Origin of the sequence: Nitrobacter sp. Nb-311A (genome assembly GCF_000152905.1) — a bacterium.
Taxonomy (GTDB): Bacteria; Pseudomonadota; Alphaproteobacteria; order Rhizobiales; family Xanthobacteraceae; genus Nitrobacter.
The window spans coordinates 202,102-214,449 of sequence record NZ_AAMY01000002.1 but is presented as its reverse complement, the minus strand read 5'-3'; the positions used below and the strand labels follow the sequence as shown (position 1 = coordinate 214,449).

The 12,348-nt window shown below is 60.0% G+C and carries 14 protein-coding genes; 5 read left to right on the top strand and 9 right to left on the bottom strand.

The genetic code is table 11. The annotated features are described in order from the left end of the window. Nucleotides 1–11: 11 nt before the first annotated feature. Nucleotides 12–953, top strand: coding sequence for an IS1595-like element ISNisp2 family transposase (locus tag NB311A_RS01060; protein ID WP_009796544.1), 942 nt, complete (start codon nucleotides 12–14; stop codon nucleotides 951–953). Nucleotides 954–1,171: 218 nt separating this feature from the next. On the opposite strand, the gene NB311A_RS01055 is transcribed toward NB311A_RS01060, so the two are convergent. Continuing rightward, the gene (locus tag NB311A_RS01055; protein ID WP_009796543.1) at nucleotides 1,172–2,041 is read right to left on the bottom strand and encodes a DUF3800 domain-containing protein; all 870 of its coding nucleotides are present in this window, start codon (nucleotides 2,039–2,041) and stop codon (nucleotides 1,172–1,174) included. Between NB311A_RS01055 and NB311A_RS01050 the strand changes: the two genes are divergently transcribed. After that, nucleotides 2,040–2,228 (top strand): hypothetical protein, encoded by a 189-nt coding sequence (locus NB311A_RS01050; protein ID WP_009796542.1) that lies wholly within the window; start codon nucleotides 2,040–2,042, stop codon nucleotides 2,226–2,228. The two genes, NB311A_RS01055 and NB311A_RS01050, sit on opposite strands and share 2 nt — an antisense overlap. Here the strand turns inward: NB311A_RS01050 and NB311A_RS01045 are convergent. The 4 genes from NB311A_RS01045 to rsmI all read right to left on the bottom strand — a co-directional run bounded on the left by NB311A_RS01045 (nucleotide 2,206) and on the right by rsmI (nucleotide 4,971). Further along, entirely contained in the window at nucleotides 2,206–2,499 is a 294-nt protein-coding gene (locus NB311A_RS01045) for a CRISPR-associated endoribonuclease Cas2 (RefSeq protein ID WP_040673669.1), read from the bottom strand. The two genes, NB311A_RS01050 and NB311A_RS01045, sit on opposite strands and share 23 nt — an antisense overlap. A 134-nt stretch (nucleotides 2,500–2,633) precedes the next feature. Further along, nucleotides 2,634–3,575 (bottom strand): glutathione synthase, encoded by a 942-nt coding sequence (gene gshB / locus NB311A_RS01040; protein WP_009796540.1) that lies wholly within the window; start codon nucleotides 3,573–3,575, stop codon nucleotides 2,634–2,636. Nucleotides 3,576–3,623: 48 nt separating this feature from the next. Next, the gene (locus NB311A_RS01035; RefSeq protein WP_009796539.1) at nucleotides 3,624–4,031 is read right to left on the bottom strand and encodes a YraN family protein; all 408 of its coding nucleotides are present in this window, start codon (nucleotides 4,029–4,031) and stop codon (nucleotides 3,624–3,626) included. Continuing rightward, complete coding sequence (gene rsmI / locus NB311A_RS01030; RefSeq protein ID WP_040673668.1) at nucleotides 4,018–4,971, bottom strand: 16S rRNA (cytidine(1402)-2'-O)-methyltransferase; 954 nt, start codon at nucleotides 4,969–4,971, stop codon at nucleotides 4,018–4,020. Before rsmI ends, NB311A_RS01035 begins: the two co-directional genes overlap by 14 nt. 262 nt (nucleotides 4,972–5,233) lie before the next feature. Here rsmI and NB311A_RS01025 point away from each other — a divergent pair, with 262 nt between their 5' ends. Beyond that, on the top strand, nucleotides 5,234–6,451 hold the full coding sequence (locus NB311A_RS01025) for a penicillin-binding protein activator (protein WP_009796537.1): 1,218 nt from the start codon (nucleotides 5,234–5,236) through the stop codon (nucleotides 6,449–6,451). A gap of 131 nt (nucleotides 6,452–6,582) precedes the next feature. On the opposite strand, the gene hemW is transcribed toward NB311A_RS01025, so the two are convergent. Genes hemW through rph form a run of 3 tightly spaced genes read right to left on the bottom strand, consistent with a single transcriptional unit; the run spans nucleotide 6,583 to nucleotide 9,125 of the window. Then, nucleotides 6,583–7,743, bottom strand: coding sequence for a radical SAM family heme chaperone HemW (gene hemW, locus NB311A_RS01020; protein WP_009796536.1), 1,161 nt, complete (start codon nucleotides 7,741–7,743; stop codon nucleotides 6,583–6,585). Then, nucleotides 7,730–8,365, bottom strand: coding sequence for an RdgB/HAM1 family non-canonical purine NTP pyrophosphatase (rdgB, locus tag NB311A_RS01015; protein WP_009796535.1), 636 nt, complete (start codon nucleotides 8,363–8,365; stop codon nucleotides 7,730–7,732). Before rdgB ends, hemW begins: the two co-directional genes overlap by 14 nt. A gap of 46 nt (nucleotides 8,366–8,411) precedes the next feature. Next, nucleotides 8,412–9,125, bottom strand: a complete 714-nt coding sequence (rph, locus tag NB311A_RS01010; protein ID WP_009796534.1) for a ribonuclease PH — start codon at nucleotides 9,123–9,125, stop codon at nucleotides 8,412–8,414. 176 nt (nucleotides 9,126–9,301) lie between these two features. On the opposite strand from rph, the gene hrcA reads away from it, so the two are divergent. Both hrcA and grpE read left to right on the top strand, forming a co-directional pair. Then, complete coding sequence (hrcA, locus tag NB311A_RS01005; protein WP_040673723.1) at nucleotides 9,302–10,390, top strand: heat-inducible transcriptional repressor HrcA; 1,089 nt, start codon at nucleotides 9,302–9,304, stop codon at nucleotides 10,388–10,390. Nucleotides 10,391–10,478: 88 nt separating this feature from the next. After that, complete coding sequence (grpE, locus tag NB311A_RS01000) at nucleotides 10,479–11,072, top strand: nucleotide exchange factor GrpE (RefSeq protein WP_009796532.1); 594 nt, start codon at nucleotides 10,479–10,481, stop codon at nucleotides 11,070–11,072. Between the two features lie 299 nt (nucleotides 11,073–11,371). Here grpE and NB311A_RS00995 read toward each other — a convergent pair whose 3' ends face one another. Beyond that, entirely contained in the window at nucleotides 11,372–12,310 is a 939-nt protein-coding gene (locus tag NB311A_RS00995) for a hypothetical protein (protein WP_009796531.1), read from the bottom strand. Nucleotides 12,311–12,348: the final 38 nt, after the last annotated feature.

The window sequence follows — 12,348 nt, the reverse complement described above, 5'->3', positions numbered from 1 at the left end:
AGGTTTGTCATATGTCCGTTCTTTCCAAGAAGTATTTCCACGATGAAGCAGCCGCATTCCGCCATCTAGAGAAATTGCTGTGGGGCAATGGGGTTATTTGCCCGAAATGCGGTGAGGTTGATCGCGCGGGTAGGCTGGAGGGCGTGAGGGGCAAGAACGGCAAGGCTCGTCTGGGTCTTTGGAAGTGCTACGGCTGCCGGAAACAGTTCACGGTGCGCGTCGGTACGGTTTTCGAGTCGGCGCATATTCCCCTGCATAAGTGCTTGCAGGCTGTGCACCTCATGGTGTCGAGCAAGAAGGGTGTTTCGTCCCATCAACTGCATCGCATTCTTGAAATTCAGTACAAGTCGGCGTGGTTTTTGGCGCACCGCATCCGTGAAGCGATGCGCGATGGCAAGCTCGCGCCGATGGGCGGCGAAGGCAAAATCATCGAGGCGGACGAAACTTTCACGGGCCGTCTGGCCGGCCAGCCCAAGAATAAAAAAGGCGGTTGGGCTCATAAAAACGTGGTTCTAACGCTCGTGGAACGGGGCGGTATAGCCCGAAGCTTCCATGTCGATGGTACGCGCGTTGCGGATATTGTGCCGATCGTGCGAGCCAATATTCGCCGCGAAAGCAGTCTGATGACCGATGAGGCTCGCCACTACATCAGCGTTGGTAAAGAGTTTGCCAGCCACGACAGTGTGAACCACAAAGAAGAGGAATACGTTCGCGGCAACGTCTCAACCAATACAGTTGAGGGCTATTACAGCATCTTCAAGCGCGGCATGAAGGGTGTCTATCAGCACTGCTCGGAGAAGCATCTGCACCGTTATCTAGCAGAGTTCGACTTCCGGTATAGCAACCGCATTGCACTGGGCGTGGACGATCAGGATAGGGCGGACGAGGCCATAAGGGGAATGGTAGGCAAGCGCCTAACATATCGGGTCACTGACAGCGCGGCGGCCCGGTAGATGGGAGAGGAAGGCGGCGCGAATCAGTGCAAGAGGTGAGCAGCTAGAATTCGGGTTCCCCCGGAGAGAAAAGTGATTCGCGGTCAATGAGTTATGTAACACATTGATTCAACTTGCAGAATCATATATAAAATAGCGGGACTCCGGAAGGGGGGTCGCGAGATTTATCTCGCGGCGCTGGATGGTACGCTTGGCACCACTAGAAGCTGGGCTATTGATCATCCGGAAAACGCCTCCGGGTCCCACCATTGTGTGGGGTATCCGTAGTATCGGAAGATTTCCGCCTGATCCGAGTCTAGCTTCGCTTTAGAGAAGCTGGGCAATAGCTTAACTCCATAGCCAGATATCTTATCAGATTCCCTTGCCATGCGAGGGCGCAGCAGTTTTGCGTATTCGGGAGCGCAACCGCTGGTGTCGTATTTGTCGCAAGCCTTGAAAAACGATGCAGCTACCACGTCGGCGAGCTGCAACCCTTCCCGCTCCAAATGCGGATAGACGCGAAGTAAGTTCATATGCAGCACTTCGAAGCACAATTTACCCCAAGGTAGAAAAGGCTTGTTCCGCTTCATTCGAAGCCATTCATAGTATGCGTGCATCTGATCATATCGGAGTCCACCACGCGCGCTGTACTCAACGCGAAGATATCGAGGTTCGCCAAAGTCCAGCATAGAGCGATATAAGACGAACCGTGTAACGCGCTCCAATAGAACGCGAGTCATCCAACAATAAAACCAGCACTGCGATGGAATCTTCGCTGCATCAGGGTTCGTATAGCCTTCCATGTTCTTCTTATTGGAAGCCACCACGAAACAGCGAAGTTCCATTTCTGAAATTTTCCTGCAGACGGCGACCTTATTGGGATGGGACAGATCGGCGAAATGTAATGCCTTTGCTTGCTTGCTACGGAAGCCGGAACGAATATCTGTCACCCATTCGGCGACTTTGGACTCGTTGGTGGCACGAACCACTACGGCAGACAGCATTAGCCATTCGCTAGAACCTGGAAAGTGAAGCGGTTTTACCGCCTTAAGGCCGTCGTCGCCGGACTCATCAATGTAGGCGATGTAATCATAACGGGGTGTGGACATGGCAAAAGTGCAGACTCAAATCGAAAAATTCAAACAAGCCGCCCGCGAGCTCGAAACGGACAACGACGAAGATCGCTTCAATGAGAAGTTAGAGAAGATCGCTCGGCGAAAACCCGGCGCAAATCCAAAATGGAGCGGGCAATTTCCGCCCGTTCTAGGCGGCCCTAACGAGGCTCCGGAGGATTAGCTTCCAGCCATTTGTTTGTGCCCGCCATCGCGTTGACGAACCAGCGCTCGCCACGGAATACTTTTGTGACCCATATGCGGTCATTGTGGTCAACAAAGTCTCGAAAATGTTCGACTAGTTCCTGCGGGGTATTTGTGACGTTGATCAACCACGTCGAGAGCTGCGTTCGGTGTGCGCCGAGCCGCCGAAGTTCGTCCCACAGTCTTTGATAATCTATTTGTGCGTTCTTCTTCTCTTCGACCAAGTCATACGCGATCAAATAAACGCTCATCAGAATCTCCGGTTGAGGGATCAAGTTCCATCAACCTAAGTGAATCGCGTAGGGTTTGCAAAGTGCATAATCGCCTCCCGAGCACAAGAACATTAAGGGAACATACATCGGGGGATTTCTCCTTTTTTCCAGCGTTAAGAACGCTTCGCCTCGATCCGGTCCCAGATTCTTGCGGCGATGTCCGGACCGCCGAACGCGGCGATTGCCCGAATTCCGGTAGGCGAGGTGACGTTGATTTCGGTGAGCAGACCGTCGATGACGTCGATGCCGACAAACAACAGCCCGCGCTCGCGCAACGCCGGACCGATGCGCTTGCAGATATCGCTCTCGCGAGGCGTCAGATCGGTAGCCCGCGCGGCTCCGCCTCGCACCATGTTGGAGCGCAAGTCGTCCGCAGCAGGTACGCGATTGACGGCGCCGGCGAACTCGCCTTCGACGAGAATGATGCGCTTGTCGCCTTGTTTGATCTCGGGCAAAAAGCGCTGGATGACCCACGGCTCGCGAAACGTCACCGAGAACATGTCGAATAACGATCCGAAATTCATGTCTTGCGGCATTATCCGAAAGACCGCGGCTCCGCCGTGACCATGCAGCGGTTTCATCACGACCGCGCCGTGCTCCGCACGAAACGAATTGATCTCGTCGAGATCGCGTGAGATCAATGTCGGCGGCATCAGATCGGGGAAATCCATCACGAACAGCTTTTCCGGCGCATTGCGGACGTTCGCTGGATCGTTGACCACCAGAGTTTTCGGATGGATGCGCTCGAGCAAGTGAGTTGTCGTAATGTAGGCGAGGTCGAACGGAGGGTCCTGGCGCAACAATACGACGTCGAAGGATTCCAGGTAGACGCGCGTTGTTTCACCGAGCGTGAAATGATTGCCTTCCTGATCTCGAACCGTCAGCGGCTGGACCGACGCGACCACGTCCTTGCCGCGAAGCGATAGCCTGTCTGGCGTGTAGTACGCGACTTCGTGGCCGCGTCGCTGGGCCTCCAGCAGGAGCGCGAAGGTCGAATCGCCGCGGACATTGATGCGCGCGATCGGGTCCATCTGAACGGCGACTTTCAATTTCATCTTGCTGGTCCGGTGATTTCAGCTGAAGACACTTGAATGTGCCTCACGCTATGTGCTGGCGTCGAATGCGCTTGGCAGATGGCGCGGCAGACGCCGGGGCGCAATCAGCATGGCGTCAAAGCGGAACTCGAAGGTCGCATGTTCGGGATGCGACATCAGCCAGGCCTGAGCTGCGTTGATGATCCGCCGTTGCTGCCTCTGCGTCACTGCATAGGCGGCATCGTCGAGGCTCCGACGGGCCTTGACTTCGACGAAAGCGAGAAGTTGTCGCCGGCGGGCCACGATATCGATCTCGCCATGAGGCGTGCGAAACCGACGCGCCAGAATCCGGTAGCCTTTGGCGATCAGACAGGCCGCAGCGCGACTTTCCGCTGACAGACCGGTGCGAAACGCCGCGATCCGCTCAGGCGCAGCTGCCTCCGGGCCGTTTCCGGAGCGGTGCTTACCTGCTGCCATTGTCGTCACTGTTCCTCATCTGTCGGGCGAGCACGAGCGCGCGAGCATAGACCTCACGTCGGGGACGGCCCGAGACTTCGACCGCGCGAGCCACACTGTCCTTGACGCTGCCTTCCTTCAACAATGTTAGCAACAGTTCGTCCAGGTCGTCGGAGGACATTGTGCCCGCATCCGCCGTTGGCGGCCCGACCACCAGCACGAATTCGCCCCGCGTTTCCAGTGTTGCGGCGGTTTCCGCGAACTCCGCGAGGGACGCGCGGCGGATATCCTCGTGCAGCTTGGTCAGTTCACGACAGATCGCAACGCCGCGATTTCCGAGGCCGGCTGCGAGATCGCGCAAGGCGCTGCGGATGCGACTGCCGGATTCGAACAGCACAAGGGTAGCGTCGATCCTCGCGAGTTCAGCAATGCGCGTGCGGCGCGCGCCCTCTTTCGACGGCAGAAATCCCTCGAAGAAGAACCGGTCCGTCGGCAGCGCTGCCACGGACAGCGCCGTCAGCACTGAAGATGGCCCCGGAAGCGCGATCACCCGATGACCGGCAGCACACGCTTCACGAACCAGTTTGAAACCGGGATCGGAAATCAGCGGTGTGCCTGCATCGGAGACCAGAGCGATCGAGGCGCCTTGCGCCAGCTGCGCCAGGATTTTCGGCCGCGCTGTCGCGGCATTATGTTCGTGGTAAGGCTTGAGCGCGCACGTGATCGCATAGCGTTCGGTGAGGCGGCGGGTGATGCGGGTGTCTTCGCAGGCTATGATGTCGACGCCCGCGAGAGTCTCAAGCGCCCGCACGGTGATGTCTCCCAGATGACCGATCGGCGTGGCGACCAAATAAAGACCGGGCGCGGCCGTCGGGGCAACCAGTTGGTGACCCGCTATGGAAAAGGTTCGGGTCCGGTGAGTTTCGATGTCCGATTTCAAAAAGGCGGATTTTGTGCGCATGTTGCGACATTCTATAGTGTTTTTGAAAAATGTGCGTCGGCGCGTGTCAAGAAGCATCATGGTATGGAGGCCGGATAACCCCGGGATTGGGCGAACGGCTCCGTCGGTGCTTTTTGGTGTTCCGCGGCTCCCAAGGTTGGGTATGGAGCCAAATTCGGGGCGGACACGATCCATTTGTTTTGGTTAACTGGTGCATCGGCAATATGGCTGATTCCTCGGGGATTGTGCTCGGACCTGTCGGAATGGGCGCACTGCAAGGATAATGATGAAGGACCCCCTCGAACCGAAACCTGAGCGTCAGGGAGCGACTCGCCGAGCCGCGCTGGGTCTTGTCATGGGCGCGCCCCTGCTTGGCGCCTGCTCAGGCATTCAGCAAGCGCTGACCAACAGTTCCAGTCCTCCCGGTTCTTCTCCGCAGCCGGAACAGGCCGGTCCGCCGCAGCAGGCAGCTACAATCGGTACGGGTCAGGTCAAGGTCGGTTTGATCCTTCCGTTGTCGGCCGCAGGCAATGCGAGCGTTGCGGCGCGTTCGATGCGGAACGCGGCCGAAATGGCGCTGTCGGAATTTCAGAATCCAAACGTCCAGTTGTTGGTCAAGGACGCAACGGGCACCGCGCAGGGTGCGCAACAGGGAGCGCAGCAAGCGCTTGATGAAGGAGCCGAAATTATTCTGGGTCCGCTCTTCGCGATGTCCGTTCCGGCGGTGGCTCAAGCGGCGCGGACACGCGGGACCTCGGTGATCGCGTTCTCGACCGATTCAAGCGTTGCGGGCCGGGGCGTCTACCTTCTGAGTTTTCTCCCTGAATCGGATGTCAACCGGATCGTCGAATATGCCACGAGCACCGGAAAACGCTCTTTCGCTGCTATGGTACCCGAAAATGCCTATGGCAATGTCGTCGAAGCTGCCTTCAAACAAACGGTTGGCCATCGCGGCGGGCGTATCGTCGCATTCGAAAAATATGGCGCCGATCGCGCCAGTGCGGCACGGAAGGTGGCGCAGTCGCTCCGCTCGGCGGATGCCCTGCTGATCGCCGATGACGGCGATGCGGTGGTTTCGGTCGTCGACGCGCTCGCCGCGGCGGGTGCGAATGTGCGCAAGGTCCAGCTTCTTGGCACCGGGCTGTGGGACAATCCTCGCGTATTCGCGAGCGCAGCGCTGCAGGGCGCTCTCTATGCCGCCCCTGATCCGTCCGGTTTCCGAAGCTTCGCAGGTCGCTACCGTGCGAAATATGGCGGCGATCCGGTGCGTACGGCTACCCTTGCCTATGACGCCGTCGCGCTGGTGGCGGCTCTCGCCCGCACCCAGGGCGCGCAGCGCTTTGCGCCGGAGACGCTGACCAATGCGTCTGGCTTCGCCGGCATCGACGGTCTGTTTCGGTTCCGTTCCGACGGCACCAACCAGCGGGGCCTCGCCGTTATGCGAGTCGCGTCCGGCGGCGGCCAGCCGGCGGCAGGTTCGCCAAAAAGTTTTGGCGCCTGATCTGGGTTGTTGTTTGACGCGTTTTCTTCACGCGAACCCGGTTTCCACTTCGCCCGAAGACGCTATAGCCTTAACTTTCGATTGAGCATGATCTTACCCGAAAACCGGTTTCCACTTTTCGGGATCATGCTCTATGCAGCGAGATCGGCCACCACGGCATCGAGGACGGGGAAGCCGTCCTGCGTAACGCGCAGGCGGCCATCGGTGCTGATCGTGATCGCACCTTCGTCGCGGAGGATTGCGATTCGGCGCGGATCAAGAGAGCGGCCCGACAGCGCCGCGTAGCGCTGCGGATCGATGCCCTCGCGCAAGCGCAGTCCCATGAGCAGGAATTCGTCGGCGCGCTCTTCGCTGTTCAGCAGATCGTCGGCAACGACGCCATCGCCGGTCGCCTCGACCCGCATCAGCCAAGCCTCAGGCCGCTTTTCGGTGGCGATGGCGTGCCTGATGCCGTCGATGTCGAGACGTCCGTGCGCTCCGGGGCCGATGCCAGCATATTCCTCGCCGCGCCAGTAAACCAGGTTATGCCGGCATTCCGCGCCCGGCCGTGCATGATTCGAGACCTCATAAGCGGGCAGGCCATGACGCGTGCAGATCTCCTGCGTGACGTCATACAAAGCGCGCGCGATCGCCTCATTGGGGGTCTTCAGTTTGCCTGCTGTATGCAGGCCGAAAAACGGCGTACCTTCCTCGATGGTCAACTGATAGAGCGACAGATGCTCCACCGCTTCCGAGATCGCGCGCTGCAGTTCCTCGGCCCACATGACTGGCGTCTGGTCGGGGCGCGCATAAATCAGATCGAAGGAATAGCGACCGAAGACCGAGCGCGCGATCGCGACCGCATCCAGCGCCTCGCGCGCGGTGTGCAGCCGGCCGAGCGCTTTGAGCGAGGGATCGTCGAGCGCCTGCACGCCGAGGGAAACGCGATTGACCCCCGCCGCGCGATAGCCGCGGAATCGGGTGGCCTCGACGCTGGTCGGGTTAGCTTCCAGCGTGACCTCGACGTCGCCGCCAACGCCCCAATGTTTTCCGATTGCGTCGAGAATGGCGCCGACGGTCTGCGGCTGCATCAAGGATGGCGTGCCGCCGCCGAGGAAAATCGAAGACACCGTGCGTCCGCGCGAGCGGGCCGCGGTGGTCTCGATCTCGCGCGCAAAAGCCCGCGCGAAGCGCTCTTCATCGATCGGCGCGTGACGCACGTGACTGTTGAAATCGCAATACGGACATTTCGACAGGCAAAATGGCCAGTGGACGTAAACGCCGAACGCAGTGGCCGGATCAGCGCCGCTCAAGAGCAATCTCCGCCAGTTTCACGAACGCGCGGGCGCGATGCGACAGGCCGAGACCGCGCGGCGGAAGCCCATGCTTCTCGATGCCGGCCATCTCGCCGAAGGTGCGCCTGTGCCCGTCCGGCAGAAACACCGGATCATAACCGAAACCGGCCGTGCCCCGCGGCGGCCAGACCAGCGTGCCGTCCACGCGTCCTTCGACTTCCTGGAGATGGCCGTCCGGCCACGCGACGCAGAGCGCCGAAACGAAATGAGCCTTGCGCTTGTCCGCGCCGGTCGCGCCGCGCTCCTGCAGCAGGCGCTCGATCCGCGTCATCGCTGCGGAAAAATCCGCAGGTTTGCCGGCCCATCGCGCGGAGTGGATGCCCGGCGCGCCGTCGAGCGCATCGACGACCAGGCCGGAATCATCGGCAAAGGCCGGAAGCTTTGCGCTTCGGGCCGCCGAGGTAGCCTTGATCCGGGCATTGGCGCGGAAATCCTCGCCTGTTTCCTCAGGTTCGCTGAGACCGAGCTCGCCTGCGGAGATCGCTTCGACGCCATACGGCGCAAGCAGCTCGCGCATCTCGACAAGCTTGCCGGGATTGTGGGTGGCGATCACGAGCTTGCCGGCGATCCGACGGTTCATGGCCGATCCTGCGAAAGTCCTGCGAACGGAGCGCGCGAACGGCGAATCACGCCACCGCCATTTTCTGCAAATCCACCAGCCGGGCGACCCCTTTTTTTGCGAGCGCCATTAGCGCAAGAAACTCGTCATCGGAAAAAGGTACCTTCTCGGCGGTTCCCTGGACCTCGATGATGCGTCCTTCGCCCGTCATCACGAAGTTTGCATCGGTGTCGGCCTCCGAATCTTCCGCATAGTCCAGATCGAGGACAGGCGTGCCATTGTAGATACCGCATGAGATCGCTGCGACATTGCCTCTCAGCACGCTGGCCTTGAGCATGTCGCGGGCTTTCATCCAGTTGACGCAGTCGGCCAACGCGACCCATGCGCCGGTGATCGATGCGGTGCGCGTGCCGCCATCGGCCTGAATGACGTCGCAATCGACTGTGATCTGGCGCTCGCCGAGTGCCTCGAGGTCGATTGCGGCGCGCAAGGAGCGGCCGATCAGGCGCTGGATTTCGACAGTGCGGCCGCCCTGCTTGCCGGCGGAGGCCTCGCGCCGGGTCCGCTCCAGTGTGGCGCGCGGCAGCATTCCGTATTCGGCCGTCACCCAGCCCCGCCCCTGGCCCTTGAGCCAGGGCGGCAGCCGCTCCTCCAGTGTCGCGGTGACCAGCACATGGGTATCGCCGAATTTCACCATGCAGGAGCCCTCGGCGTATTTGACCACGCCTCTTTCCAGCGACACGGCGCGCAATTCATCCGGTGCACGACGGCTAGGCCGCATGGGAACCCTCCAGCTATTCCATGAAAATCATCGTGCCGTGCTTTTAGGGGTGGGGAGCCGCACCGGCAAGGGTCAGAACCGCGATTGCCCAAAGCCTGCTTGTAACTGGTGCGCCGGAGAGACAAATTAGGTCCGGTCTCAGGCACGACAGTCATTATACGCGGGAGATGATATCGTTGGCCCACCACGATCCGATAGGTTTGATTGCACCGAACGCCGGGCTTGCCCAGTTGAACGAGCGGTCGCGCGAGATTTTCCGCCAGATCGTCGAAAGCTATCTTGCAACGGGCGAGCCTGTGGGCTCCCGCAACGTTTCCCGCCTGATCGCGCTGCCGCTCTCGCCGGCGTCGGTCCGCAATGTGATGTCGGATCTTGAACAGCTCGGGCTGATCTATGCACCGCATACTTCGGCCGGCCGCTTGCCGACCGAACTCGGCCTGCGGTTTTTTGTCGATGCTCTGATGCAGGTTGGAGATCTCACCGAGCCGGAGCGCCAGTCGATCCAGAACCAGCTCGCGTCGGTCGGTAAGGCGCAGTCGGTCGAGGCCGCGCTGGATAAAGCGTTGACACGGTTGTCCGGATTGACCCGGGCGGCGGCTGTGGTTCTGACGGCCAAATCCAATATGCGCCTGAAGCACATCGAGTTCGTCAGACTGGAGCCCGACAAGGCGCTTGTGGTGCTGGTCGCCGAAGACGGGCAGGTCGAAAACCGCGTGCTGACGCTCCCCTCCGGCGTTCCGGCCTCAGTGCTGACGGAGGCGTCAAACTTCCTGAATGCCCGAATTCGCGGGCGCACGCTCGCCGAGGCACGGCTCGAGCTTGAGACCGCGTTGACGCAGAGCAAGGCAGAACTCGATCAGCTCACGCAAAAGATCATCGCGGCCGGAATTGCGAGCTGGTCTGGCGGCGACAGCGACGATCGGCAATTGATCGTGCGCGGCCATGCCAACCTGCTCGGAGATTTGCATGCGATGGAGGACCTCGAGCGTGTGCGGCTGCTGTTCGACGACCTCGAAACCAAGCGCGGCGTGATCGATCTGCTTGGCCGCGCAGAACGTGCCGACGGCGTACGGATCTTTATCGGTTCGGAGAACAAGCTGTTCTCGCTGTCCGGATCCTCGACGATCATCGCACCCTACAGCGATGGCGCCGGCCATATCGTCGGTATTCTCGGAGTGATCGGACCGACCCGGCTGAATTACGCGCGCGTCATTCCGACGGTGGATTACGCGGCGCGCATTGTCAGCCAGATGCTCGGGGGGTGAGCAGGGTCCGCTTGATTTTTACGTCTGAAGCACGATATCCCGCACGACCATCCGGTTTCATTCGAGACAATTGCGAGAAGGCTGCGTAATGACCGATTCCGACGGCAAAACAGACAATTCCGGCGATCCGGCTGCGGAGGTCGAGCCGGTGGTATCCAAGCCGTACGTCATGCCCGACGATCCCGAGGAAGGTACGCTTGATGTACTGAGCAAAGAACTTGCGGAGGCGAAAGACCGGACCTTGCGCACGCTGGCGGAGATGGAAAATCTGCGCAGGCGCACGGCGCGGGAAGTATCGGACGCGCGAACGTACGGCATTTCGGGCTTCGCGCGCGACGTTCTGGAGATCGCCGACAATTTGCAGCGCGCGCTCGATGCGGTGTCCGCCGAGGCGCGCGCAGCGGCCGATCCTGGCTTGAAAGCCTTGATCGAGGGCGTGGAGTTGACCGAACGCTCGTTGCACAACGCTTTGGAAAAGCACGGCGTGAAAAAGTTCGATCCCGCTGGCGAGAAGTTCGATCCCAACGTCCATCAGGCAATGTACGAAGTTCCCGATCCGTCCATCCCCGTTGGCACGGTCGCACAGGTCATTCAGGCCGGCTACATGATCGGCGAGCGGGTGCTGCGGCCGGCGCTGGTGGGTGTTGCGAAGGGCGGAGCCAAGGCAGCCGTGCCGGAATGAAGGTGGCGCGTCTTTGCGGGGGTGCTGGACGATCGCGGCTGACGCGGTCGTGCTCACGCCGGTGAGGCCTCGCGAGCGGGTCATCCGGCAGCGGTCTCACCCGCGTTCTGTATTATTGTTTTCGCGCGAAGCATATCCTCGGGATTGACCCGAGGAATGGATGACCGGTTCGCATGAAAAAGCGCGTCGGAGTGTCTCCAGACAGAAAGCTGCAAAAAATGGGAGAGTGACGGCGGAAAGGGGCTTCGAGCGCATGATCATGTGCCATCAAATTTCCGGGCTTTCCGCGCGAAAAAGTTTCAACGTGGCCGGATACCGTCACGAACCGCGCGGAAGCGCGGAAAAACTTCAGACCATCCATCCCGCGGCGTGCTCCCGATCAGGCGCATTGCCGTTTTTCCGCTGCCGAACACCAGCCACTGCACGACCGTCACTGGCTTATTCGTTCGTGTGTTGGTGCCGTCGATCCGCGTTTCAAAACCGGGCGATCCGTTGATCCGGATCGGCTCCGACATGGTGATATGTCCCTCCCGCAGGTTCGGGATCGTGGCTGCGATATCCCGCGCAAACCGGCTCCGATCGTCGGGTCGTTCAGGGACCGAACCGATCGGGCTGATGATCATAAAGGCTCTGCTGTCGATGTCCTTTTCTGTTACTGCGTCGGAAAGCAGGATGACGGCTCCCGGTGCCAGCGTGCGAATCAATTTGAAGGAGCTCAATTCGCTCAGCTTGAATGGCAGCAGGCCGAGTTGCTCCTCGACCGGCACTTCCTTGCGCAGGGCGACGGTTGCGAACATCTTTTGCACGGCCTCATCGGAATAGATTTTCCTGACGTTCTCTGGCACCTGCGCTGCGACGTATCCGGAAAATGTTCCGCCTGATATCACCATTGAATAGCGCCGAACATTGTCGTCGCCGTTCTTGGCTGTTTCGACGATGAAATAGCCCTGTCCGCTCGCGGTCTCCAGGCCTTGTGGCTTCGGGCCTCGATGGCCGGCCACGTTCGATTTGGCAACGTTTTCCACGTCTCTGAAGGCGGCGACAGGGAGTTCGGCGACGACGACCTTGACCCGATGATCCGCGGTCTCAAAACCCGGAAATGTCTTTGCCGGGGTCAGACCTATCAGCGGAACCAGCCCGATCCGACTGCCCGGCGCATAGATCACGTCGTCGGCGAGGGCCGGATTTGCGCCGCTCAATATGTAAAGAGCGGTCAACAGGTGCAGAAGATGTCTCATGCGGATTTATTGGATTTGCATTGAGGCCGTTCAATGAT